The sequence below is a fragment of the Chromobacterium phragmitis genome (genome assembly GCF_003325475.1).
Classification (GTDB): Bacteria; Pseudomonadota; Gammaproteobacteria; order Burkholderiales; family Chromobacteriaceae; genus Chromobacterium; species Chromobacterium phragmitis.
Map to the genome: position 1 here is coordinate 1,789,061 of NZ_CP029495.1, position 23,169 is coordinate 1,812,229.

At 62.5% G+C, this 23,169-nt stretch carries 22 protein-coding genes; 6 read left to right on the plus strand and 16 right to left on the minus strand.

The genetic code is table 11. The features are described 5' to 3' along the window. Positions 1–6 precede the first annotated feature (6 nt). Complete coding sequence (ybgF, locus tag DK842_RS08500; protein WP_114061070.1) at positions 7–750, plus strand: tol-pal system protein YbgF; 744 nt, start codon at positions 7–9, stop codon at positions 748–750. 69 nt (positions 751–819) lie between these two features. Here the strand turns inward: ybgF and DK842_RS08505 are convergent, their stop codons facing one another. Then, positions 820–1,587, minus strand: a complete 768-nt coding sequence (locus tag DK842_RS08505) for a DeoR/GlpR family DNA-binding transcription regulator (protein WP_114061071.1) — start codon at positions 1,585–1,587, stop codon at positions 820–822. Positions 1,588–1,729: 142 nt separating this feature from the next. Beyond that, positions 1,730–2,740: a zinc-dependent alcohol dehydrogenase family protein gene (locus tag DK842_RS08510; protein WP_114061072.1), complete on the minus strand. Its 1,011-nt coding sequence runs from the start codon at positions 2,738–2,740 to the stop codon at positions 1,730–1,732. Between the two features lie 144 nt (positions 2,741–2,884). On the opposite strand from DK842_RS08510, the gene DK842_RS08515 reads away from it, so the two are divergent. After that, positions 2,885–3,687, plus strand: a protein-coding gene (locus DK842_RS08515) for an IS5 family transposase (RefSeq protein ID WP_114060661.1) whose coding sequence is annotated in 2 segments (ribosomal slippage) — positions 2,885–3,212 and positions 3,212–3,687 — 804 coding nt in all. Because the reading frame shifts where the segments join, the coding sequence is not laid out codon by codon here. A 24-nt stretch (positions 3,688–3,711) separates the two neighbouring features. Beyond that, positions 3,712–4,623: an AraC family transcriptional regulator gene (locus tag DK842_RS08520; protein WP_114061073.1), complete on the plus strand. Its 912-nt coding sequence runs from the start codon at positions 3,712–3,714 to the stop codon at positions 4,621–4,623. 6 nt (positions 4,624–4,629) lie between these two features. Here the strand turns inward: DK842_RS08520 and DK842_RS08525 are convergent, their stop codons facing one another. The 10 genes from DK842_RS08525 to DK842_RS08570 form a co-directional block, all read right to left on the minus strand. After that, positions 4,630–5,325: an aspartate/glutamate racemase family protein gene (locus DK842_RS08525; protein WP_168194853.1), complete on the minus strand. Its 696-nt coding sequence runs from the start codon at positions 5,323–5,325 to the stop codon at positions 4,630–4,632. Positions 5,326–5,400: 75 nt separating this feature from the next. Further along, on the minus strand, positions 5,401–6,942 hold the full coding sequence (locus DK842_RS08530) for an EAL domain-containing protein (protein ID WP_114061075.1): 1,542 nt from the start codon (positions 6,940–6,942) through the stop codon (positions 5,401–5,403). Positions 6,943–7,062: 120 nt separating this feature from the next. After that, positions 7,063–8,442, minus strand: coding sequence for an argininosuccinate lyase (gene argH, locus DK842_RS08535; protein ID WP_114061076.1), 1,380 nt, complete (start codon positions 8,440–8,442; stop codon positions 7,063–7,065). Between the two features lie 77 nt (positions 8,443–8,519). Next, positions 8,520–9,260: a substrate-binding periplasmic protein gene (locus DK842_RS08540; RefSeq protein WP_114061077.1), complete on the minus strand. Its 741-nt coding sequence runs from the start codon at positions 9,258–9,260 to the stop codon at positions 8,520–8,522. Between the two features lie 172 nt (positions 9,261–9,432). Next, positions 9,433–10,167, minus strand: coding sequence for an amino acid ABC transporter ATP-binding protein (locus DK842_RS08545; RefSeq protein ID WP_114061078.1), 735 nt, complete (start codon positions 10,165–10,167; stop codon positions 9,433–9,435). Positions 10,168–10,172: 5 nt separating this feature from the next. Then, on the minus strand, positions 10,173–10,838 hold the full coding sequence (locus tag DK842_RS08550) for an amino acid ABC transporter permease (protein ID WP_114061079.1): 666 nt from the start codon (positions 10,836–10,838) through the stop codon (positions 10,173–10,175). Further along, positions 10,838–11,578, minus strand: coding sequence for an amino acid ABC transporter permease (locus DK842_RS08555; RefSeq protein WP_114061080.1), 741 nt, complete (start codon positions 11,576–11,578; stop codon positions 10,838–10,840). The genes DK842_RS08550 and DK842_RS08555 overlap by 1 nt, the downstream gene beginning before the upstream one ends. A 142-nt stretch (positions 11,579–11,720) precedes the next feature. After that, positions 11,721–12,620 (minus strand): glutamate/aspartate ABC transporter substrate-binding protein, encoded by a 900-nt coding sequence (locus DK842_RS08560; RefSeq protein ID WP_114061081.1) that lies wholly within the window; start codon positions 12,618–12,620, stop codon positions 11,721–11,723. A 114-nt stretch (positions 12,621–12,734) separates the two neighbouring features. Beyond that, on the minus strand, positions 12,735–13,523 hold the full coding sequence (rsmA, locus tag DK842_RS08565) for a 16S rRNA (adenine(1518)-N(6)/adenine(1519)-N(6))-dimethyltransferase RsmA (RefSeq protein WP_114061082.1): 789 nt from the start codon (positions 13,521–13,523) through the stop codon (positions 12,735–12,737). 110 nt (positions 13,524–13,633) lie between these two features. Continuing rightward, positions 13,634–14,800 (minus strand): Bcr/CflA family efflux MFS transporter, encoded by a 1,167-nt coding sequence (locus DK842_RS08570; protein ID WP_114061083.1) that lies wholly within the window; start codon positions 14,798–14,800, stop codon positions 13,634–13,636. Between the two features lie 276 nt (positions 14,801–15,076). Between DK842_RS08570 and DK842_RS08575 the strand changes: the two genes are divergently transcribed. Together DK842_RS08575 and rng are read left to right on the plus strand one after the other, a co-directional pair. Further along, positions 15,077–15,673, plus strand: a complete 597-nt coding sequence (locus tag DK842_RS08575) for a Maf family protein (protein ID WP_114061084.1) — start codon at positions 15,077–15,079, stop codon at positions 15,671–15,673. A 14-nt stretch (positions 15,674–15,687) separates the two neighbouring features. Then, positions 15,688–17,184, plus strand: a complete 1,497-nt coding sequence (rng, locus tag DK842_RS08580) for a ribonuclease G (protein WP_114063682.1) — start codon at positions 15,688–15,690, stop codon at positions 17,182–17,184. 638 nt (positions 17,185–17,822) lie between these two features. Here rng and DK842_RS22945 read toward each other — a convergent pair. The 3 genes from DK842_RS22945 to DK842_RS08585 all read right to left on the minus strand — a co-directional run bounded on the left by DK842_RS22945 (position 17,823) and on the right by DK842_RS08585 (position 20,671). After that, the gene (locus DK842_RS22945) at positions 17,823–18,290 is read right to left on the minus strand and encodes a hypothetical protein (RefSeq protein WP_145963996.1); all 468 of its coding nucleotides are present in this window, start codon (positions 18,288–18,290) and stop codon (positions 17,823–17,825) included. Between the two features lie 508 nt (positions 18,291–18,798). After that, entirely contained in the window at positions 18,799–19,029 is a 231-nt protein-coding gene (locus DK842_RS22950; protein WP_145963997.1) for a hypothetical protein, read from the minus strand. A gap of 52 nt (positions 19,030–19,081) precedes the next feature. Further along, entirely contained in the window at positions 19,082–20,671 is a 1,590-nt protein-coding gene (locus DK842_RS08585) for an anti-phage dCTP deaminase (RefSeq protein ID WP_114061085.1), read from the minus strand. Between the two features lie 796 nt (positions 20,672–21,467). Here DK842_RS08585 and DK842_RS08590 point away from each other — a divergent pair. Beyond that, entirely contained in the window at positions 21,468–22,136 is a 669-nt protein-coding gene (locus tag DK842_RS08590; RefSeq protein WP_114061086.1) for a BRO-N domain-containing protein, read from the plus strand. Between the two features lie 494 nt (positions 22,137–22,630). On the opposite strand, the gene DK842_RS08595 is transcribed toward DK842_RS08590, so the two are convergent. Then, positions 22,631–23,134 carry a DUF2867 domain-containing protein gene (locus tag DK842_RS08595; RefSeq protein ID WP_114061087.1) on the minus strand — a complete coding sequence of 168 codons (504 nt, stop codon included), beginning with the start codon at positions 23,132–23,134 and terminating at the stop codon, positions 22,631–22,633. Positions 23,135–23,169: the final 35 nt, after the last annotated feature.

The following is a 23,169-nucleotide window of genomic DNA, read 5'->3' on the forward strand; positions in this document are numbered from 1 at the left end:
ACGCCCATGAACCGCATAGCCATCAGTAGCGCGCTGCTGTTGATCCTGACCGGTTGCGCCAGCACCAGCGACCTGGAAGAAACCCGCCGCCAGCTGGCCCAGGTGAACCAGCAGGCGTCCACCCGCATCGCCGCCGTGGAAAACAAGCTGTCCAACGAGAAGCTGCTGGAAATGGTCGGCGCGGTCGAGACACTGAAGGCCGAGGTCGCCAAGCTGCGCGGCGACATCGAGGTGCTGAATTACAATCTGCAGACCACGCAGAAGCGCCAGAACGACCTGTACAACGACCTGGACGGCCGCCTGTCCCGCCTGGAGGGCCACGCCGCCGGCAAACAGGACGCCTCGCAGCCCGCCGCCCAGCAGGCCGCAGCCGGCGACAGCCAGGCCAGCCCCGACTACGACAAGGCGCTGAACCTCCTGCGCGCGCGCGACTTTCCCAACGCGATCAACGCGCTGTCGCTGTTCATCCAGCAGAACCCGCAGGCGCCGCAAGCGGCCGAGGCCAGCTACTGGCTGGGCGTCGCCCATACCGCGCTGCGCCAGTACGACGCCGCGATCGACATCCACCGCCGCTTTGTCGAGCAATACCCGAACAACCATTTCGCGCCGGACGCGCTGCGCAATATCGGCAACTGCCAGCGCGACCTGGGGCAGACGGACCAGGCGAAGAACACCTACCGCCGCCTGATCAAGCTGTACCCGAAAACCGACGCCGCGCAGAAGGCCAAGCAGGCGCTGGCCAGGATGTGACGGAAAAACCCGGCGCGGCCGCGCCGGCAAAGAAAAAGGGCGCCGTTCAGGCGCCCTTTTTTATTTCCATCAGGCTTCGGACAGCACCAGCCTGACGTTGTGCTCTTCCAGGAGCTTGGTCACCGGCTCAGGCGGCGTGGCGTCGGTGAACACGGTATGGAACTCGCTGATGTGGCCCATGCGCACCAGCGCGTTGCGGCCGAACTTGCTGTGGTCGGCCGCCAGGTAGCGGTGGCGGGCGTTGTTCATCATCGCCTGGGCGACGCGCACTTCGCGGTAGTCGAAATCCAGCAGCGAGCCGTCGGATTCGATGCCGGAGACGCCGATGATGGCGTAATCCACCTTGAACTGGTTGATGAAGTCCAGCGTCGCCACGCCGGTGATGCCGCCGTCCGACGCGCGCACGGTGCCGGAGGTGATCATCGCGGTGAAGTCCGGATTGGTGGACATGATGGAGGCGACGTGGATGTTGTTGGTGATGACACGCAGGCCTTTATGGGTGGCCGTCAGCGCCTGCGCCACCGCCTCTATCGTGGTGCCGATGCTCATGAACAGCGAGGCGTGGTCGGGGATGCTGCGCGCGATCATGTCGGCGATATGGGCCTTTTCGCTCTGGAACTTTCCTTTGCGCGCAAAGTAGTCCTCGTTCTCCACGCTGTTGCCGAGCGCGGCGCCGCCGTGATAGCGGCGAAGCAGATTGGCCTCGCACAGCTGGTTGATGTCGCGCCGTATCGTTTGAGGCGTGACGTCGAGCAGACGGGCCAGCTCTTCGATGGGCATGAAGCCGTTTTCGCGAACCAGCTGCAGGATTTTGTCGTGTCGTGGAGAGCGGCTCATAACTATTCGGAATCGAAAATCACGTTACTTTAGTAACATATTTTTCCCCCCGATAGCAAATGCGAACCGCAAATTTTCCAAGCTTTTCGTCCGCGCGCGGAAGCCGGCGGGACAAGGCCGCCACAGTGGCGGCCATGCCGGGTCAATGGCTTATCGCCACCTTGCCGAAGTGGCGGCGGGCGAGGAAATGCTCCCAGGCCGCGCGCGCGTCGCCGAACGGGAACACCCGGTCCACCACCGGCCGCAACTGATGCCTGGCGATGGCCCGCAGCATCGCTTCCATCCCCTCGCGGTGGCCGACCGCGATGCGCCGCAGCGTGGCCCCGCTGAGGAAGTAGCGCATGAAGTCCAGCTCCGCCGCGCCGTCGGCCAGAAAGCCGATCACCGCGATCTCGCCGCCCGGTGCCACCGCCGCCAGCGACTGCTCCAGCGTGCCCTTGCCGCCCACCTCGACCACCAGGTCCACGCCCAGGCCGTCGTTCAGCTCGCGCGCCCGCGCGCCCCATGCCGGCACGGCAAGGTAGTCGATCGCCTCGTCCGCGCCCAGCGCCTTCAGCCTGGCCGCCTTGTCTGCTCCGGAGGTGGTGGCGATCACCCGCGCGCCCATCGCCTTGGCCAGCTGCAAGGCGAACAGCGACACGCCGCCCGATCCCTGCACCAGCACCGTGTCGCCGGCCCTGACCGGTTGCGGGCCGGTCAAGGCGGTCCAGGCGGTTAGCGCCGCGCACGGCAGCGTCGCCGCTTCGGCCCAGTCGAGGTGATCCGGCACGCGGACCAGCGCCTCCTCGCTCACCACCTTGTATTCGCACAGCCAGCCATCCTGGTTGCTGCCGTACTGGCGCGCGCCCTGCTCAATGGGAAACGGGCCGCCGAACCATTGCGGGAAGAAGGTGTTGCACACCCGGTCGCCCAGCTGGAAACGGTTGCAGCCCTCGCCCAAGGCGACGATTTCGCCGGCGCCGTCGGACAAGGGAACCAACCCATCGCGCCAGCTCATCGGATACTGGCCGCGCAACAGCGCCAGGTCGCGGTAGTTCAACGAACTGGCGCGCACCCGCACCAGCGCTTCGCCGCGGCCGGGCGTCGGCATCGGCTCATCATGCCGCGCCAGGTGGTTCAGCGAGCCGAAACGGGAAAAACGGTAGCTTTGCATCGGGATATCCTTGGATAAAAATCACCGGGACATCTTGCCGCGCCGCGCCGGGATGATGAATGATTGGCCGTGCCCGTTTTTTCACCTTTAGAGCCGCTAACAAAACCTCTTGATGCCAGATGCGTATGCCCTCACCTGGCGAAGATGCAACGAAAAGTCATCAGCCAGAAGCTCTGGAAGTCATTGCAGCCGCTACTCTCTCCGCCGCCGCGTTCCCGCCGGGGTGGGAGGCCGCGGCTGGATGATTTTGCTGCCCTCAACGGCATCTTGTTTGTTCTCACTACCGGCATTCCTTGGGAGGACCTCCCGCAGGAACTCGGTTTTGGCAGCGGGATGACCTGCTGGCGAAGGCTGCGGGATTGGCAAGCGCAAGGCATTTGGGACCGCCTACACCTGGCTCTGCTGATACAACTGCGCCAACACGATCAAATTGATTGGAGCCGGGCCAGCATTGATGGGGCTAGCGTTGCCAGCCCCCGGGGGGCCAAGAGACCGGCCCCAACCCCACCGATCGAGGTAAATGCGGCAGCAAACGGCACATCATCGTAGATCGCCGAGGTTTGCCATTGGCGCTGAGCATTACCGGCGCCAATCGGCACGACTCCATGGTCTTCGAAACTTTGGTCGATGCGATTCCTGCCGTTCCTGGCTTGCCAGGACGGCCCAGACAAAAGCCTTACAAGCTGCATGCTGACAAAGGCTATGACTACCGCCGTTGTCGTGCACACCTGAGCCGACGCGGAATCTTGGTGCGAATTGCTCGGCGCGGGGTGGAAAGCAGCGAGAGACTAGGTCGCCACCGCTGGGTGGTAGAACGTACCCATTCTTGGCTAGCTGGCTTCGGCAAGTTGCGCATCCGCTTCGAACGGCGGCTGGATACGCATTACGCCTTGCTCAAGCTGGCTTTCTCATTGATATGTCTGCGATTTGTCGACAGGTTTTGTTAGCGGGTCTTAGTACCGGATTTCACCATGGACCTGCTGGAAGACATCTTCGCCGCGATGCGGGTGGAGAGCGCGCTGTACGCGCGGCTGGAAGCGAGCGCGCCGTGGGGCATAGACTTCGCCCACCAGGTGTCGGCGCGCTTCGGCATCGTTTCCCACGGCCGCTGCCTGCTTGACGGCGCGGGCCTGGATCAGCCGCTGCCGCTGGCGGCCGGCGACCTGTTCATCGTCAGCGGCGGCCAGCGCTTCCGCCTGATGGACGAGGCCGGCCGGGAGACGCCGCCATGCGAGACGGTATTCGCCGGCCGCTGCGACGGCGTGATCCGCTTCGGCGGCGACGGCGAGGAGACCGGCATCGTTTCCGGCCGCTTCGTGTTCGACGCCGCCGCCGGCGCGCCCTTGATGGACCTGCTGCCGCCGGTGCTGCACCTTCGGCTGGACGAGGAGCGGGCGCGGCTGCTGCGGGCGGCGCTGGAGATGATCGCGCGCGAGAACGCCGCCCCGGCGCTGGGTTCGCGGCTGGTGGTGCAGAAACTGGTGGACGTGCTGCTGATCGAGGCGCTGCGCATCCACTGCCTGTCCGGCCAAGGCGACGGCTGGCTGGGGGCGCTGGCCGACCGCCGGCTGTCGCCGCTATTGCAGGCCGTCCACTCCGACCTGGCCGCGCCGTGGACGCTGGAGAGCATGGCCGCGCGCGCCGGCATGTCGCGCTCGGCCTTCGCCCGCCATTTCCGCGCCCGAGTGGGCGATACGCCGCTGAATCATCTGACCGGCTGGCGCATTCAGCGCGCCCGGGCGCTGCTGCGGGGAAGCCGGCTTCCGCTGGCGGAAGTGGCGGCGCGAGTCGGCTACGACAGCGACGCCGCCTTCCAGCGCGCGTTCAAGCGGCTGACCGGCCTGCCGCCGGGCGAATACCGCCGCGCGGCAGGCGCGAGCTAAGCGGCGCTACGCGCAGGCGGCCGCCAACGCGGCCTCGGCCAGGACCAGGGTGGTGTCGATCGCCGGCACGCCGCAGTTGGCGTTGTTCAACACCAGCGGCAACTCGGTGCAGGCCAGCGCCACGCCGTCGCAGCCTTGGACCTTCATCGCCCCGACTACTTGCAGCAATGCGGCCACGGTGGCTTCGCTGGCGCCGCCGGTGGGTACCAGTTCGGCGAAGATCGCGTTTTGGATCAGCGCCTGTTGCGCTTCGTCCGGGATGACTTCCGTGATGCCGCGGGCGGCCAGCGGCGCCTGATACAGCCGGCGCGCCATGGTCCAGCGGGTGCCGAGTATCGCCACTTGCTTCAGGCCGCGCGCGGCGCAGGCCTCGGCCACCACGTCCAGCATGCTGATCAACGGAATCGGCGAGCGCGCGCGGATGTCGTCCACCACCAAATGCACGGTGTTGGCCGGGATCACCGCCAGTTCGGCCCCGGTGCCGGCCAAGCGTTCGAGCGAGCCGACGATGGAGTCCGCCACCCGGTCCCAGCGGTCATCGTCCTGCGCCTGGTGCACCACGCCGAAGTCGGACTGGTCCAGCACGAAGCGCGGATGGTGGTGGGCGGGAAAGCGCGCCGCGCACAGGCGGTGCGTCTTGGACAGGCAGTCTACGGCGCCGGGCACGGTGACGCCGGCGATGCCTATGGTTTTCGGGTTCATGGTTTCTGCGTGGGATAAGCGCCGCGGCGCTGAGCTGGTCAGTCTTCCCATGCGGCATGTTCGCCGCAGCGCCGCTCAGCGCTGCCAGGTGCCGCCCTGGCGCATGCGGCGGACGAACTCGTCCAGCGGCATCGGCCGGGCGATGTAGAAGCCCTGCAGCCAGCGCACGCCTAGCCGGCTCAGATAATCGTACTGTTCCGCCGTTTCCACGCCCTCCGCCACCGTCGCCAGGCCCAGCTTGGCCGCCAGTTCCGCCACGCTGTCGACGATGTGGGCGGACAAGCCGTCGCTGCCGATGCCGGCGACGAAGCTCTGGTCTATCTTCAAGCCGTCGACCGTCAATTGCTGCAGGTAGACCAGGCTGGAATGGCCGGTGCCGAAATCGTCCAGCGCCACCTTGACGCCCATCTGGTCCAGGCTGTGGAACAGCGCTTCCACCTCGGGCGTGATTTCCACCATCTCTCGCTCGGTCAGCTCCAGCGCCAGGACCGCGCCGCTGCCGGCCAGCCGGTCCAGCCAGCGGCGGCAATCGCGGATCAGGTTGCCCTCGCGCAGGTGGGCGGGACTGATGTTGACGCCAAGATGGAAATCCTCGGGCAGCGACAGCTTGGCCACTTTGGCGATCACCGCATCCATCATCCGTCGCGTCATCTCGACGATCAGCCCGCTTTCCTCGGCGCGGGGAATGAAGAGGTCCGGACGGATCAACCCCTCGCGCGGATGATCCCAACGCATCAACACCTCGGCGCCGCGCCAGTCGGCCATGCCCGGCCGCACCAAGGGCTGCAGATAGCCGACGAATTCATCATTGGCCAACGCTCGCCGCAACTCGCCGGTGAAGGAGGCGGGACGGCTCAGCAGCCAGTACAGCGTGCCGCCGGCAAGCAGGCCCAGCAGGAACAGCACCGCGGCCAGCAGCGCGTGGCGCGCCCACAGCAGGCGGTGCCAGGGCGGAATGTCATAGCCTGAGCGGATCAGGAACGGATAGCGGCCAGAGCGGCGGACGACCTGCTGCTGCCAGTTGGCGGGAGGCTGGCCGGTTCCCACCTGATGCGGGCCCAACCAGAGGCCGCCCACCTGCAGCAGCACCGGATCGTTGTCGCTGGCGTCCTGCAGCGCCAGCTGCAGATAGCGGCCGTCCACAGCCGCCACCGCGTCGCCGCGCTTGCCGTTCACGCGGTAATACAGCAGCGGCACGTCGGGCGTGACCGAGTTGCCGGCCAGCAGCTGGATGCGGCCATCCACGAAATCCCGCCGCGGCAGCGCCCAGTCGGTGCTGCCGCTCAAGGCAGAACAGTAGACCCTGTCCTTGATCAATAACGCGGCGCTGCGGACAAATGGCGCCACCGCCACCTGGCGGCGCAGCGGGTACACCGCCTGCTCGCAGGGGCCGCCCGCCAGCGGCAGCAAGACGCGCGCCGCATGGTCGGCCTGGTCCAAAATGCCCTCCACCAGTTCCATCGCCTGGCTCACCTGCTGCCGCGCGTTCGCCTGCAAGTCCTGCCGCTCTTGCCATAGCAGGGTGGGAACGGTCGCGGCGAGCGGCAACGCCGCCACCAGCAAGGCGAACAACACATGGGACAGACGATGGCGACGACGTGGCTGCAGGGGATTCATCGGCTCTCCGCGCGGCAATTCCACACATGCGGAATTGATAATTGATTTTAAATAATAAGTTTATTTTAAACCAAAAAATAAACCCTCCCGCAGGAGGGTTCGCGCGCGGTCCGAGATGGCTCAGCCCAGGCGGCCCCGATGGCGGGCGATCTGCGCTTTGACCTGGGCCGGGGCGGTGCCGCCGACATGGTCGCGCTGGGCCAGGCTGCCCTCCGGCGTCAGCACGGCGAACACATCGTCCTCGATCAGCGACGAGAACTCGCGCAGCTTGGCTAGCGGCAGGTCGGCCAGATCCACGCCCTGCGTCTCGGCGTGGCGCACCGCCAGCGCCACCACCTCGTGGCTGTCGCGGAACGGCAGGCCTCTCTTGACCAGATAGTCGGCCAGGTCGGTCGCGGTGGCGTAGCCCTGCAGCACGGCGGCTCGCATCGCCTCCGGCTTCACCGTCACGCCGCGCATCATGTCGGCGTAGATGCGCAGCGTGGTCTGCAGCGTGTCCACCGTGTCGAACAGCGGCTCCTTATCCTCCTGATTATCCTTGTTGTAGGCCAGCGGCTGCGCCTTCATCAACGTGATCAGCGCGATCAGGTGGCCGACGACGCGGCCGGACTTGCCGCGCACCAGCTCCGGCACGTCCGGGTTTTTCTTCTGCGGCATGATGGACGAGCCGGTGCAGAAGCGGTCGGCGATGTCGATGAAGCCGACGCGCGGGCTCATCCACAGGATCAGCTCCTCCGACAGCCGCGACAGGTGGAGCATGGCCAGGCTGGCGGCAGCGGTGAATTCGATGGCGAAGTCGCGATCGGACACCGCGTCCAGCGAGTTGTGGCAGACGTCATCGAAGCCCAGCAGGCCGGCGGTGTAGTGGCGGTCTATCGGGTAGGTGGTGCCGGCCAGCGCCGCCGCGCCCAGCGGCAGGCGGTTGACGCGCTTGCGGCAGTCCTGCATCCGCTCGGCGTCGCGGGCCAGCATCTCCACATAAGCCAGCAGGTGGTGGCCGAAGGTGACCGGTTGCGCCACCTGCAGATGGGTGAAGCCGGGCATCACGGTGGCGGCGTGTTGTTCGGCCAGATCCAGCAGGCTCTCTTGCAGATCGCCCAACAGGTGGACGGTGGCGTCGATCTCGCCGCGCAGCCACAGCCGGATGTCGGTGGCCACCTGATCGTTGCGGCTGCGGCCGGTGTGAAGGCGTTTGCCGGCGTCGCCGATGCGGTCGGTCAGCCGGCGTTCGATGTTCATGTGCACGTCTTCCAGGTCCACGCTCCACTCTAGCCGGCCGGCGCGGATCTCGTCGCGGATGTCCGCCATGCCTCGTCGGATCGCTTCCAGATCGGCGTCGCTGAGCACGCCGGATCGGTTCAGCATCGCGGCGTGGGCCAGCGAGCCTTCGATGTCCACTTCGGCCAGTCGGTAGTCGAAACCGATGGAAGCGGTGTAGTGCTTGACGAGTTCGGAAACCGGCTCGGAAAAACGGCCGGACCAAGCGTGCGAGTCTTGCATGGCGTAACGTCCTGCGGTGAGGGTGCGAAAACCCTACTATGCCAGCCGACACCGCGCGCGGCCAGCCCGGATTCTCCCTATCTGCCCGCGGCGGCCAGGATGCGGGCGACGCTGCCGTCCGCCATCATGCCGCGCAAGGCCTGTTCGATGCGAGCCTTGTCGGCTCGCAGCGGCGAGCGCCGCGCCAGCGCCAGCCGGTTGGGATGGCGGTCGTCCAGCGTCAGCGGCGCGCGCGTCACCCGCCCGGCGAACTCCGGCCGAGTGGCCAGCGCCGCGCCCTGGCTCGCGTTGACGATCAGCGCGTCGACGCGGCCGGCAGCCAGCTTGCGGAAACCGGACTCCATGCCCGGGCTGGCGTCGCGGCGGATGCGGAGGTCGCGATCGAAGCCCGCCTCGTAGCTCACGCCCTCCGCCACGCCCACCGTCAACGGCAACAGGTCATCGTAGCGGGCGAGCGCGCGCGGATCGCCGCGGCGCTGGTAAAACACCAGGTGGTTGCTGCTGGCGAAGGGCGGCTCCAGGAAATCCAGATAGGCCAGGCGCTCCGGCGTCGGCCTCACGCCTATCATCAGATCGGCGCGCCCCTGCCGCATCGCGGACAGACAGCGCGGCAGCGGGCATTGCAGAAAGCGCAGCGGCAGCTTCAGCCGTCCGGCCAGCGCGCGCACGATCTCGGTGTACGGCCCCGCCGGCTGGCCATGCGCGTCCAGCCGCTTCCACGGCTCGAACAGATTGTAGGCGAACACCAGCTCGCGCGCGCTCGCCAGCGCGGGCTGGAACGCCAGGCACAGCAATAGCAGGGCGATCAGTTTCTTCACGGCATTTGCTTGGAAATGTTTTCAGCAATGCTAGTGCCTAAGCGCCAGGCGCGGCGCTTTTATCGCCATTCCCAGCCGCCGCTGTTGCAAAAAAGCTCGCCCTCTCCCCAAGTCCGCCGGATAGTGAAAAGCCCGCGCCATGGCGCGGGCTTTTTTATGGCCGGATGGCCGCTCAGTGCTGCAGGATCTTGGACAGGAAATGGCGCGCGCGCTCGCTGCGGGCATCCAGATCGCCGAAGAACTCATCCTTCTTGCAGTCCTCGACGATGCGGCCCTGGTCCATGAAGATCACCCGGTCCGCCACGCGGCGGGCGAAGCCCATCTCGTGGGTCACGCACATCATGGTCATGCCCTCGTGCGCCAGCTCGGTCATCACGTCCAGCACCTCGTTGATCATCTCCGGGTCCAGCGCGCTGGTGGGCTCGTCGAACAGCATGGCGATCGGGTCCATCGCCAGCGCGCGGGCGATGGCCACCCGCTGCTGCTGGCCGCCGGACAGCTGGCCGGGATGCTTGTCGGCGTGCGCCCTGAGGCCCACGCGGTCCAGCAGCTTCAGGCCCTTGGCCATCGCCTCGTCGCGATTGCGGCCCAGCACCTTGATCTGGGCGATGGCCAGGTTCTCGGTGATGGACAGGTGCGGGAACAGCTCGAAATGCTGGAACACCATGCCGACGCGCGAGCGCAGCTTGGGCAGGTCGGTTTTCGGATCGCCGACCGAAATGCCGTCGACGACGATCTCGCCCTGCTGGAACGGCTCCAGCGCGTTCACGCACTTGATCAGGGTGGACTTGCCGGAGCCGGACGGCCCGCACACCACCACCACTTCGCCCTTGGCGACCTGGGTGGTGCAGTCGGTCAGCACCTGGAAGTCGCCATACCATTTGCTGACCTTGTTCAGCGCAATCATTGCAGTCATACAGCCAACCTTTGTTGCAGGCGCTTCACCAGGCGGGAGGCGCCGAAACTGATTACGAAGTAGACCATGCCGGCGAATATCAGGAATTCGTGCGGCAGGCCGACGATGTCGCCCTTGGAGCGGGCGGTATTCAGAAAGTCCATCAAGCCGACAGCGTATACCAGCGAGGTGTCCTGGAACAGGATGATGGACTGCTGCAAGAGCAGCGGCAACATCTTGCGCAAGGCCTGCGGCAGCACCACCAGCGCCATCACCTGGTGGTAGCGCATGCCCAGCGCGTAGGCGGCGCCGGCCTGGCCCTTGGGGATCGCCTGGATGCCGGCGCGGACGATCTCGGCGAAGTACGCCGCCTCGAACATCACGAAGGCCACCAGGCAGGAGGTGAAGGCGCCGACAGGCTCCAGGTTGCCGGTGATCCAGTTCAGCAGCATGGGCACCGCCAGGTAGAACCAGGAGATCACCAGCAGCAGCGGAATGGAGCGGAAGTAATAGATGTAGAACTTGGCCAGCGCCGACAAGGGCTTAACGTCGGACAGCCGCGCCAGCGCCAGGAAAATGCCCAGCGCCACGCCGCCCACCACGCCGCCCAGCGTCATCTTCAAGGTCAGCAGCATGCCCTGCGACAGGCCCGGCAGCGCCGGGATGATTTGGCTGAAATCCATTATTTGCCTCCCATCATGCCGGGCACCCTGAGTTTCTTCTCCAGCGCGTTCATCATCAGCATCAGGCTCATGTTGAGCGTGAAATAGATGATGGTGGACAGGGTGAAGGCCTCGAACAGGTTGGCGGAAAATTCAGCCGTCTGCTTGGTTTGCGCCAACAATTCCATCAGGCCGATCAACGATGCCACCGACGAATTCTTGATGATGTTCAGAAACTCGCTGGTCAACGGCGGGATGATGATGCGCGCAGCCTGCGGCAGCAGCACGTGGCGGTAGGTCTGGCCCAGCGAGAAGCCCATGGCCATCGCCGCGTTGCGCTGGCCGCGGGGCAGCGCCTCGATGCCGGTGCGCACCTGCTCTGCCACCCGCGCGGCGGTGAACAGGCCCAGGCACACCACGACGGACAGAAATTGCGAGGTGGCCGGCGCCAGGTCCTGTTTGAACCAGACCTGCGCGGCTTCGGGCAGCAGGTCCGGCACCAGGAAGTACCAGACGAACAACTGCACCAGCAACGGCACGTTGCGGAACAGCTCGACATAGGCGGCGGCCAGAGCGGCCAGCCCGCGATGCGGCAAGGTGCGCGCCACGCCGACCGCGGTGCCGACGACGAGCGCCACGATCCAGCCGGACAGCGCCACCGCCAGCGTCCAGCCCAGGCCGGAAGCGAACCAGCTCAGATAGATTTCGCTGCCGACCCCGGTGGGTTTGAAGAAGACTCCCCAGTCCCAGTGATAATTCATGCAACCACTCCCAGCCGCGCGGCCGGGGAGGCGGCGCGGCGATTGATGCCCCCGGCGGCCGCGGCCGCGCAGGGTGAAGCCGCCGCCCGCGCGAACGGGCGGCTACATTCAGGACTCAGGCCGCATTCGCGGCCAGGCAGGCTTATTCGGCGGGCTTGTCGGTCGGCTTGGCCAGCAGCGCCTTCAGCTCGTCGGACATCGGGAAGTTGAGGTTCAGGCCCTTGGGCGGAACCGGGCTGGTGAACCACTTGGCGTAGATCTTGTTCACTTCGCCGGACTTGAAGGTTTTTTCCAGCGCGGTGTCCACCACCTTCTTGAAGGCCGGGTCGTCCTTGCGCAGCATGCAGCCGTAGATTTCATACGATTGCGACTTGCCGGTCACGATCCAGTTGGCCGGGTTCTTGGCCTTGGCCATTTCGCCGTACAGCAGCGCGTCGTCCATCATGAAGGCGACGGCGCGGCCGGACTCCAGCATCAGGAAGGACTCGCCGTGGTCTTTGGCCGAGATCACGTTCATACCCATGTTCTTGCTGGCGTTCATCGACTTGATCAGGCGCTCGGAAGTGGTGCCGGCGGTGGTGACCACGTTCTTGCCCTTCAGGTCCGGGAAGTCCTTGACGCCGGAGGTCTTGGCGGTCAACAGGCGGGTGCCGATCTCGAAGATGCCGACGGAGAACGCCACCTGCTTGCCGCGTTCGGCGTTATTGGTGGTGGAGCCGCACTCCAGGTCCACGGTGCCGTTCTGCACCAGCGGGATGCGGTTTTGCGAGGTCACCAGGTTGTAGCGCACCTGAAGATTGGGCATCTTCAGTTCCTTCTTCACCTCGTCCACCACCTTGCCCGCCAGGTCCACCGAATAGCCGATGGGTTTCTGGTTGTTGTCGTAGTACGAGAAGGGGATGGAGGAGTCGCGGTTGCCCAGCACGATCACGCCGGAATCCTTGATCTTCTTCAGCGTGCCGGTCAGTTCGGCGGCGCCGGCGGGCAGCGCGGCGAGTGCGGCGAGGGTACATCCGACGATGGCGGAAGTGCGAATGCGCATGAGGTTTCTCCTTATAGACTCTCTTTGCGGGTAAAGCGGCGCCGCTCGAGGCGGCGCCTTGATCTTCTTTTTAGTTCTGCTTGTCCGACAGTATGCTGTTATTTTTTGTACGTGTCAGGATTGAATGTCTTTGTCAGACAAATGGTTTGCCAGGCGGACGTAATCCTCTACCGGCAGGTTTTCCGCGCGCAGGCCGGGGTCGATGCCCAGCGCTTCCAGATCGGCCATGTCCACCATGCCTTTCAGGTTGTTGCGCAGCGTTTTGCGGCGTTGGCCGAAAGCCTGGGTCACCAGTTTTTCCAGCAGCGCCTCGTCGCGGGCGACGCCGCAGCGGCCCGGGGCCGGGATCATCCGCACCACGGCGGAGTCCACCTTCGGCGGCGGCCAGAACGCCTCCGGCGGCACGAACAGGATGTTTTCCATGTAGAAGCGGTACTGCAGCATCACCGTCAGCCGGCCGTAGTCGGCGGTGGACGGCACGGCCACCATGCGTTCGATCACCTCTTTTTGCAGCATGAAGTGCATGTCGGTGACGCGGTTGCCGTAGGTCGCCAAGTGGAACAGCAGCGGAGTGGAGATGTTGTACGGCAGGTTGCCGACGATCTTCAGCGGCTTGTCGCTGACCGAGCCGAAATCGAAGGCCAGCGCGTCGCCGGCGTGGATGGTCAGCTTGTCGGCCGGGTGCTCGGCCTGCAGCCGCTCGATGATGTCGCGGTCGATTTCCACCACGTGCAGGTGCTTGAGGCGGGCCAGCAGCGGTTTGGTGATGGCGCCCAGGCCGGGGCCGATTTCGATCACGATGTCGTCCGGCTGCGGATTGACCGCGTGGACGATGCCGGCGATGACGCTGGCGTCTTGCAGGAAATTCTGCCCGAAACGCTTGCGCGGGATGTGCTTGCTCATGAATCTGCCAATCTTGGGAACAGCCGCGATTGTACTCGCGCCGCGGCAAATGTCCCAAGCGATTCAGGCAGTTGGCCCGCGCCCCGCCGCGGTCCGGCCGGCGAAAGGCGTCAGCCGCGCGCCGGCGCGCGCCATTGCAGCGCCAGGCAGAACAGGGACAAGGCCAGCACCGCGCCGCCCAGCGCCATCTCGCCCGCCACCGGCAGCGCCGCGAGGCCGGCCGACAGCGCCGACGCGAACAGCATCTGCGCGCAGCCCAGCAGCGCGGCCGCGCGCCCCGCCGCTTCCGCGAACGGCGCCATCGCCAGGCCCGCGGCCGGGCCCAGCGTCAGCGCGAAGCCTACGCTCAGCACCGCGATCGGCAGCATGTAGTGCCAGGCGCCAGGCTGCTTGGCCAGCGCCAGCAGCAGGACGCCGGCGGCCAGCAGGAAGCAGAGGCCCAGCAACAACACCCGCCGCGGCCCCATCTTGCCGATCAGGCCCAAGCCGACAAAGCTGGCCGCCATGACCAGCAGCGCGTTGCCGCCGAACAGCACGCCGAAGGTGGCGGCCGACAAGCCCTCCTTCACCAGCAGCACCGAAGGCGCCAGCGTCACGTAGCTGACGATCAGGCCCAGCGCGGTGCAGCTGCAGGCGCCGTTGCGCAGCAGCGCCGGATGGCGCAGCACCTGGCGAAAGCCCGGCCCGGCCGCGCTTTCCTGCCGCGCCGGCCTCGTTTCCGGCATCTGCCGCGCCAGCAGCGCCAGCGCGATCAGCGCCGACACCGCCAGGAACAGGAAACAGGACTGCCAGCCGTAGCGCTCGGTCATCACCCCGCCCAGCGCCGGCGCCAGCGCCGGCACGATGTTGAGCGCGCCGTTGAGCAGGCTGTAGCGCTGCGCCGCCGCGTGGCCGGAGAAGCAATCGCGGATGATGGTGAACGCGCACACCGAGCTGGCGCTGGCGCCCAGGCCCTGCAGCATGCGCGCCAGCATGAACACGCCCAGCGAATCGCTGAGGCTGGCCAGCGCCGAGCCCAGCGCGTACACCAGCAAGCCGCCCAGCGCCACCGGCCGGCGGCCGATCTTGTCCGCCAATGGGCCGAACAAGAGCTGCCCCAGCCCCAGGCAGAACACGAACACGCTGATGCTGGCCGACACGTCGGCCTGGAAATGGCGCTGCAGCGCCGGCAGCGCGGAAAGATACAGATCCACCCCCAGCGGGTTGAACAGAATCAGCAGGATGGCGGCGGCGGTGGCCGGGTTGGACTGGCGTAGGGCGAGGCTGGTTTGCGACATGGCGGGGCGATTCGGGCGGCGAAAGTCTACAGTTTATCAAACCCCGCCCATATCTCCAATTTGCATAAAACTAGCATTGATAAAAATAAACGGCATATCAGAAAAACAGAATGCTGCCGGCGCCTTACATTCGTTCACCAAATCGATCGCCGCGCAAATCATTGAATTCACTGGGAGACCGGCGCCTGCCGGCCTTCCGTTTCGCCGCGGTGATGGTTGGCGGGGGGCCGCTCTGGTAACCTAGGCGGCAGCCCAAGAACAACCGAGCAGCCTGACATGAGCACCAATGACACCCGAATATACCTGGCCTCCGGCAGCCCGCGCCGCCGCGAGATACTGGAACAGCTGGGCCTGCATCTGGAACGCATCCATGCCGACATAGACGAAACCACGCGGCCGGGCGAGGACGCCGTCGCCTACACCGAGCGGCTGGCGCGCGAGAAGGCCGAGGCCGGCTGGCGCGTGGTTTCCTCCTGCGGCCTGCCCGAGCGGGCGCTGCTGGCTGCCGACACCACGGTGACCCAGGACGGCGAAATCTTCGGCAAGCCGGAAAACGCCGACGACGCCCGCCGCATGCTGCGCGCCTTCTCCGGCCGCAGCCACCAGGCCATCACCAGCGTCGCCGTTATGCGGGGCGACAAGCTGCTCGTCAAAACCTCGGTCACCGACGTCCGCTTCAAGGCGCTGTCCGACGCCGAGATCGAACGCTACATCGGCAGCGGCGAGCCCTTCGACAAGGCGGGCGCCTACGGCATCCAGGGCAAGGCCGGCGTCTTCATCGAGCGCATAGAAGGCAGCTATACCGGCGTGATGGGCTTGCCGGTGCACGAAACCGCCCTGCTCCTGGCCGAATTCGGCTTCGAACTGCCATGAGCCGGGAGGGCGCCATGCTGCATCAATCGATACCGCTGCCGCGCGATCTGCCGCGGCCGCAAGAACAAATCCTGGTCAACATCACGCCGCAGGAAACCCGCGTCGCGGTGCTGGAAGACGGCGTGGTGCAGGAACTGCACGTGGAGCGCGCCGCCAGCCGCGGCATCGTCGGCAACATCTACCTGGGCCAGGTGAAGCGCGTGCTGCCGGGCATGCAGAGCGCCTTCATCGAGATCGGCCTGGAGCGCGCCGCCTTCCTGCACATCGCCGACGTGCTGGAGCAGCGCCAGCACCCTACCGAGCCGCAACGCATCGAGAAGATGCTGTTCGAAGGCCAGACCGTGCTGGTGCAGGTGATCAAGGACCCGATCGGCACCAAGGGCGCGCGGCTGTCGACGCAGATTTCGCTGGCCGGCCGCTTCCTGGTGCACCTGCCGCAGGAAGAGCACATCGGCGTGTCGCAGAAGATAGAAAGCGACGCCGAGCGCCATAGCCTGAAGGCGCGGCTGGAAAAGCTGCTGCCGGCGGACAGCCCCCGGGGCTACATCATCCGCACCAGCGCCGAAACCGCCCGCGACGACGAGCTGGCCGCCGACATCGGCTACCTCAGCAAGCTGTGGTCCGACATCCGGCAGAAGTCGCAGACCCTGCCGGCGCAAAGCCTGCTGTACGAAGACCTGCCGCTGGCGGTGCGGGTGCTGCGCGACATGGTCAGCGGCTACACCGACAAGGTGCTGGTGGACTCCAACGAGAACTACGGCCGCATGGTGGAGTTCGCCGAGCAGTACGTGCAGATCGCCGTCGACAAGATCGAGCGCTACGCCGGCGAGCGGCCGCTGTTCGAGCTGCACGGCATCGAGGCCGAGATCGACAAGGCGCTGGCGCGCCGCGTCAATCTGAAGTTCGGCGGCTACCTGATCGTCGACCAGACCGAAGCGATGACGACGATAGACGTCAACACCGGCGGCTTCGTCGGCAACCGCAATTTCGACGAAACCATCTTCAAGACCAATCTGGAAGCCACCCAGGTGATCGCCCGCCAGCTGCGGCTGCGCAATCTGGGCGGCATCGTCATCGTCGACTTCATCGACATGGACAACGACGAGCACCAGGCGGCGGTGCTGGCCGAGCTGGCCAAGGCGATGGCGCGCGACCGCACCCGGGTGACGCTGAACGGCTTCACCAGCCTGGGCCTGGTGGAAATCACCCGCAAACGCACCCGCGAGAGCCTGGCCCACATCCTGTGCGAGCCCTGCCCCACCTGTCAGGGCCGCGGCGAGATCAAGACGGCGCAAACGGTGTGCTACGAGGTGCAACGCGAGATCGTGCGCGAGGCGCGGCAGTACGACGCCAAGGGCTACCGCATCCTGGCGGCGCAGTCGGTGATCGACATGTTCCTGGACGAGGAGTCGCAGAGCCTGGCGATGCTGGTGGACTTCATCGGCAAGCCAGTGTCGCTGTCGGTGGAGTCCAGCTACACCCAGGAGCAGTTCGACGTGGTGTTGTTGTGAGGTAGGGCGGAAGCCCGGCATGGCCGGGCGATCCGCCGGCTCCATCTTCGTGGAGCGGGAAGGCGAGAACGGGCAATGGCGATGGGGCTGTTGCCCGTTTTGTTTTGCGCGGGGTATTGGCTGTGCGGGGGCTTATCTGTGGATAAAAGTGGATTTGGCGGATGGTTGTGGATAAGCTAGCTCATTGACGCCCCCATGCCGTACCCGCTTTCGAAAACTCTTTCGCGGAGCAGAGCAGAGTAGGGTACGTCACCCCGCAGGGGCGACGCACCGGTTGTGGTGTCGCGGTTTTGTGTCCGCTTCGCGGACGATGGATTTTGATGGCGGGGCTGCCCGCCGAGCAGGTCAGGGAGCTGTCTCGCCAGCTCCCCGACACCCCTAGGCGACCCCAGCAGCGCTGCGAAACCCCGTCTCCAAACCCATTCCCAAGGAGCCGCCGGAACTAGCCGCGCGCTAACGTCGCGCGGCGTCGAACAACCGGCGTCTTAAAACCTTGGGAATGGCTTCGAAGCCGGCTTGCGCTGATGGGGACATGGGGGCGTCGGTTCGGCTCCACTCGATTGTCCATATTCGCTCTGACGATGATCAGAACCAAGCCTACGACGTTCATTACTTTGATCAATTGGTACTTCGAAATTTCATGACTCCATATCATGCATCGGCATGCATTCCTTAATCGCCCTCTCTACCACAGCTTGATGAAGCAGATCATTCTCAACCGTTAGGAGCATACTTCCATTTTTAATAAAGCCATATCGAATCTGGCGACTTACTTTTTCAATACACTGCATCCCTGCTTGCTTTAATTTATCTGCTATTACCTTTGCCTCCCTTCCAGACAATTCTTCGAATTCCAAACAAGACTTCCCTCTCAATGTCTTCAACAACTCAGAAGCTGATAAGGCTTGATATGCTGGAATTATCTTTTTTAGAATTTTAATTTGGGAGATGGAAGGACCTGCTGTATCAAAATTCAATGATATCTGGCTTCTATCATCCCGAATTCGCCACAATACCCAACCTTCTTCAGACCCATCCCACAAATAGCTAAATTCCTCGACAGAGTGCGCATGTCTACATCTAGTATCAAACCCTGCCGAGGTCATATAAATATCCTGTTGGAAATAGAAAAATAGATTCTACAACAATTCTAGGCCACATCATCAATATCCTATTTTTCTTATAGCTATCTAATGGATAAGCATTCATAGTTTTGTGTCCGCTTCGCGGACGATTGATTTTGGTGCCGGTTCCGCCCGGCGAACGGGCCAGGGGCTGTACGGCCAGCCCCTTGGCAATCCCAGGCCGCCCCAGCAGCGCTGCGAAACCCCGCCTCCAAACCCATTCCCAAGGAGCCGCCGGAACTAGCGGGGCGCTAACGTCGCCCCGCGTCGAACAGCCGGCGGCTTAAAACCTTGGGAATGGCTTCGGAGCCGGCTTGCTCTGATGGGGATGGGGGCGCGTCGATACCGTCTTACTGGCTCGTGCTTTTGGTGGATATGTCGGGAAAAACGGGGAGCATGGGATACGCCTCCCATGCATGGTGACGCGCCTTGCTGCATGGACAAGCACAGTCCTACAAGGGAGGTAATTGGTTTAATTCTTAGAAAGTACCTACCACTTCAAATAAGACGCTCGCCGGCGTATCTTTTCAGTTATTTCAGCAGAATTTGGATCAAAATTCTTTAGCGATTCATCTGAAGGATTATTACTTTTATCCAAATAATCGCTAAGACAGATAACATTATCTATGCGTTTCGACAAGAGAGACACACTCTTGTCTTCACAAGGCTGATTAAAGAACTCAAATGCTTGTTGAAGAGGATTCTCAAAGATTTTTTTCATCTCTCGTATCCTTTTTAAGTTTTTACAATTTTATTGTAGAGAAAATACCTTGTCAAGACTTATTGAATTTTGCGTCAAACATAGTAGCAATTTTTGTCTCAAAATCAAGATATGAATCGCGATATTCTTTTGATACTTTTTCAGGAACCTCGTTGAGAATATCAACATAATCTTTAAATCGCCCTGTAGAATCCTTCCGTCCTGAATCTCGAGAAAACAAATCGTTAAATGCCCTAGGAGCAACTCCAGAAAAATGAATAAACTCCACTTTAGTGGAATGACTATCATGCTCAATTTCATCATCTTCAAAATCAACAACATTAATCGCATCTTGATGTGATGAAATAGCAAGACTCTTTGCATAAGGCTCAATGTAATATACTTTCTTAATACCAGCTGCAATGATATGGCGCGCGCAATTGTGACAGGGGAACGTTGTTGTATATAACAGTCCGTCTTGAGACATACCCCCGCCACTTCTAGATAGCGACACTAAAGCATCCATCTCAGCGTGTACCGCTCTAGAAAACTCAATTAAGTCACGAATCCCTGAGCTTACTTTTGCTGCATTAGATAGTTTTTCTACCCATCGTTCATCTTTAATTTTATTCTTTATTTCTTCACTCACCTCTGACGATAATGACAGCAGCTCATTTTTGATAGCATCATCCATACTATTCAGTCTCTCATCTTTCTGCTTATCATTCTCACAAATGCCTTTTTTATAGCACCGATTATCCATTTTTCCATTAGCATAATACAATCCGCCACCAGGACTTGGTACATCATTTGCACCTATAGCAATTACTCTTCCGTACTTATCTGTAATACAAGCACCAACTTGTCTAGAAAGGCAAGCCGACTTTGCTGCTGCTGAGAAAGCCACATACATAGCATGTTCATGAGATGTTGGAGTAATAGAATTTGAACCATGTATTAAATCAACAAAGCGAGCAATCTGTTTTTCTAATGCAGCCGGCTTTCCAAATGGATGCTGTAGGAAATAATCTGCCATTTTAAATGCTTTTTCTAGATGTTGCCCCCATTCATCTGGTTCCTTTTTGTCTCTGCTAATAATTGCATTAATATCATCTAATTTAGCCCCCTCCTCTAAAAGACGAGCTTCTCTCTGCTCTTGTAAACTCATCACTCCTAAAATATACAGATTTTTCCTGTAAACGAGCCTTAATAGCTTTATTTCATCAGGATGCTTAATTTGATCTATTATAAATGCAAAACGCTTTTCTCCATATTTTTCACTATCACTCTCATAAGACAATCGAAACCGATCAATTTTATTAATTGCATACTCTGCCAATACCTCAGTTTTATATTCTTTCCTCAATTCGTTCCCAGCCGTTTGATAAACTAGGTAACGTGACTCCTCCGACACGTCCACCGAATTGGAAGCAATACGCTCCTTAATAAATTCACTAATTTTTATTTTAAAAACTTTATAACCCAAATTGCAAAGCTTATCATCCAACCTTGTTGCAACGGCAAGAAGCCCTGACCCAACAGGCCCCATTAATGCAATAACAAGATCACGTGAGACTCTCTGCTCAAGCATTAAAGAGGACTGCTCACTAAGACTTTCTCTTTTCTCTGGAATCAACTTCAATATTCTCTGGGGGTTCGCCATAAATCAAACTACCTTATAAAATAATTACTGGCTATAATTTAAACTACAAAACCCATGGATACTCCATATTCACAGCATAGTTCGCGTATACCTAATTTCCTCGAAAATGTCCTATGTAAAAATGCTTAGCCATACTCGCTATCTTCCCGGATCACACCCCGAGGCCCATCACCATCACTCAAGCAGACACCCAGCAGAACCGAGCCAACTCCCCCCATCCCCTCAGCGCGACGCGAATTCGCCGGCGCCTGGCCGGGCGGTTTTTGGCCGGGGTTTCGCGCGGTGTGGGGCGGCCTGGGGGTGCCGGGGGGCTGGCCGCGCAGCCCCCCGGCCCGCCCTTTGGGCGGAACCGAAACGCTTCAAGGCAACAAGTTTTGGCCGCAATGATTAGCAGTCAAATCATTGATTACGCAGCAATACTTAGCACATTGACATGGAGATGGAGGCGGATTAGCTTGGAGGTTCTCTCAAAGCACAGCTGCACCCGCCCAGTTTGGCGGTATTATTACGCCTTCATTCCGCTACACGTGCGTCAAGCACGCCACTGCGATCAAGGGGGGTGTCGGGTATCCGTAAGGACCCGGACGGTCTGTGCCGTTGAGAGCGCCCCCACCCCGATACGGTGGACTTCTCATCTCAAAGCACAGGAGGCCACCATGGCCATGATTCGTTTCTCACCAGAAGCGCGTCGCGCTTTCAGACACTCTTCTCCTCCGACTGACTCAACGCGAACGCATTGCCACGCGCAGTTACAAGCTGGTTACCCAACGGCCAACTCGCATGGGGAGGCCCAGTCATGAACCACCACCTCGACCTCTCCGTAAACCTCCCCCTCCGCCTCGACTACGCCAAGAACTTCCCGCTGCGCGTCATCCGCCGCGAGGAGGGTTTCTGGTTTGTCGCCGCCGAAATCGCCGCCTCGATGAAGCAGGAAGTGGAAGATCTGCTGGCAACGCTGGAGCCACCCGCTGGCCGCTTATTGCTGCTGGCCGACGAGAATGAGCCGGTGCTGTGCCTATCCGAAGGCGAGCTGGACGAGGTAGTCAGAAGGATCAAGAAACCCGGCGCGCGGAGGCTGCGGCGCTGGTGGCAGGAGGAGACGCGGCCGGCTTTGCTGCATGAAGGCGGGCCGGCCACCACGGCGGAGAGCCTGCATCTGGCGCTGGCCTTGGCCGCCGAGGCGGCGCAGCAGGTGGGGCGGGCGGTGATGGAGGCGGTGCTGCGCGGCCCTGGGCCTTGGCAGCATTCGCGCTGGGTGGTGGCCTTGGATTACGAGCGCCACAACAAGCAGCGCTGGCCGCACGGCAAGCTGATCGGCCTGACCAGCTCCGTCGCCACGCTGGAGGGCTTGGCGGAGTTGATCGCCGAGCCGGGCAGGATGCCGGTGAACAATACCGATCTGGTCAAACTGGCTTCCGCCTGCCATTTGCGGCTGGCGGAGCGGATGGGGCGGATTGCGGGCTGATCCAGCGGGAGCGCGGTGCCAAAACGGGTCGCGCTTTTTTATTGGCTTTATGGCAAATGCTCAATTGATAGCCACCCTGTCCCCCTTCAGCGCGCGCCGGTCAAAAATCGCCCGGCCAGGCGCCCCGCGAGTTGGGCGGCGCCTTGGGAATGGATTTGGAGACGGGGTTTCGCAGCGCTGTTGGGGTCGCCTGGGGTTGTCTGCGTGCGAATCGTTGATTCGCTCAGCGATGGGGCTGGCGACACAGCCCCCTTGCCTGCTCGGCGGGCAGCCCCGCCATCAAAATCAATCATCCGCGGAGCGGATACAACACCATCCGATACCCACGGTGCGTCGCCCCTCCGGGGTGACGCACCCTACGGCGACAAGCAACCAGCCGCACAGCCCTCTTGCCTGCTCGGAGGGCAGCCCCGCCATCAAAATCCATCATCCGCGTAGCGGACACAACACCCAAAACGGCGCGCCGCCCCTACGGGGTGACGCACCCTACACGCCTAAACTCCCCGCCCCAACACCCGCGCCATCCGCCTCATGCTCGCCGCCACAATCAAATGATGAAACGGCGTCACCGTTGCCAGATACGTCTTTCCCAGCGCATTGTGCGGGCGCACCAGCGTGCTCACATGCAAGCGCTCCGGCTGCCACTGCAGTACCACCCGGAAATCCAGATGGCGGTCGTCCTCGCCCAGCACGGCGTCGCGCTCGCCCAGATGCAGCACGCGGAACACGCCCAGTTGCTGGCCGACATGAAAAGACTCGACGGAAGTAGAGGCCGCCTGGGCGGTTTTCAGGCCCAACGGCGACACCAGCCGGTCGCGCAGGATCATCAGCGCGCGGGCCCAGAGCGGCATCGCGGCGGAAAAGGCGCGCAACAGGCTGGCGGCGTCGGCCGCCGGCGCGCCGGGCGGCAGCGGCCGGCTGCGGCAATCCTGCCAGGGGTAGCGGTTGGCGGCGTCGGCGAGCAACGGGATGGCGGAAAAATCAGGCTGGGTGGTCATCGGTGTCTCCCTGGGTGGCGATGCCTGCCGCTTGG

What these genes read in the sequence shown, in the direction of transcription:
- rng (WP_114063682.1), top strand. Translation starts at nt 15,688, where the DNA reads ATGCTGCATCAATCGATACCGCTGCCGCGCGATCTGCCGCGGCCGCAA.
- DK842_RS08575 (WP_114061084.1), top strand. Translation starts at nt 15,077, where the DNA reads ATGAGCACCAATGACACCCGAATATACCTGGCCTCCGGCAGCCCGCGC.
- DK842_RS08555 (WP_114061080.1), bottom strand. Translation starts at nt 11,578, where the DNA reads ATGAATTATCACTGGGACTGGGGAGTCTTCTTCAAACCCACCGGGGTC.
- DK842_RS08590 (WP_114061086.1), top strand. Translation starts at nt 21,468, where the DNA reads ATGAACCACCACCTCGACCTCTCCGTAAACCTCCCCCTCCGCCTCGAC.
- DK842_RS08560 (WP_114061081.1), bottom strand. Translation starts at nt 12,620, where the DNA reads ATGCGCATTCGCACTTCCGCCATCGTCGGATGTACCCTCGCCGCACTC.
- DK842_RS08595 (WP_114061087.1), bottom strand. Translation starts at nt 23,134, where the DNA reads ATGACCACCCAGCCTGATTTTTCCGCCATCCCGTTGCTCGCCGACGCC.
- DK842_RS08510 (WP_114061072.1), bottom strand. Translation starts at nt 2,740, where the DNA reads ATGCAAAGCTACCGTTTTTCCCGTTTCGGCTCGCTGAACCACCTGGCG.
- DK842_RS22950 (WP_145963997.1), bottom strand. Translation starts at nt 19,029, where the DNA reads ATGAAAAAAATCTTTGAGAATCCTCTTCAACAAGCATTTGAGTTCTTT.
- ybgF (WP_114061070.1), top strand. Translation starts at nt 7, where the DNA reads ATGAACCGCATAGCCATCAGTAGCGCGCTGCTGTTGATCCTGACCGGT.
- DK842_RS08525 (WP_168194853.1), bottom strand. Translation starts at nt 5,325, where the DNA reads ATGAACCCGAAAACCATAGGCATCGCCGGCGTCACCGTGCCCGGCGCC.
- rsmA (WP_114061082.1), bottom strand. Translation starts at nt 13,523, where the DNA reads ATGAGCAAGCACATCCCGCGCAAGCGTTTCGGGCAGAATTTCCTGCAA.
- DK842_RS08550 (WP_114061079.1), bottom strand. Translation starts at nt 10,838, where the DNA reads ATGGATTTCAGCCAAATCATCCCGGCGCTGCCGGGCCTGTCGCAGGGC.
- DK842_RS08570 (WP_114061083.1), bottom strand. Translation starts at nt 14,800, where the DNA reads ATGTCGCAAACCAGCCTCGCCCTACGCCAGTCCAACCCGGCCACCGCC.
- argH (WP_114061076.1), bottom strand. Translation starts at nt 8,442, where the DNA reads ATGCAAGACTCGCACGCTTGGTCCGGCCGTTTTTCCGAGCCGGTTTCC.
- DK842_RS08545 (WP_114061078.1), bottom strand. Translation starts at nt 10,167, where the DNA reads ATGATTGCGCTGAACAAGGTCAGCAAATGGTATGGCGACTTCCAGGTG.
- DK842_RS08530 (WP_114061075.1), bottom strand. Translation starts at nt 6,942, where the DNA reads ATGAATCCCCTGCAGCCACGTCGTCGCCATCGTCTGTCCCATGTGTTG.
- DK842_RS08520 (WP_114061073.1), top strand. Translation starts at nt 3,712, where the DNA reads ATGGACCTGCTGGAAGACATCTTCGCCGCGATGCGGGTGGAGAGCGCG.
- DK842_RS08505 (WP_114061071.1), bottom strand. Translation starts at nt 1,587, where the DNA reads ATGAGCCGCTCTCCACGACACGACAAAATCCTGCAGCTGGTTCGCGAA.
- DK842_RS08585 (WP_114061085.1), bottom strand. Translation starts at nt 20,671, where the DNA reads ATGGCGAACCCCCAGAGAATATTGAAGTTGATTCCAGAGAAAAGAGAA.
- DK842_RS22945 (WP_145963996.1), bottom strand. Translation starts at nt 18,290, where the DNA reads ATGACCTCGGCAGGGTTTGATACTAGATGTAGACATGCGCACTCTGTC.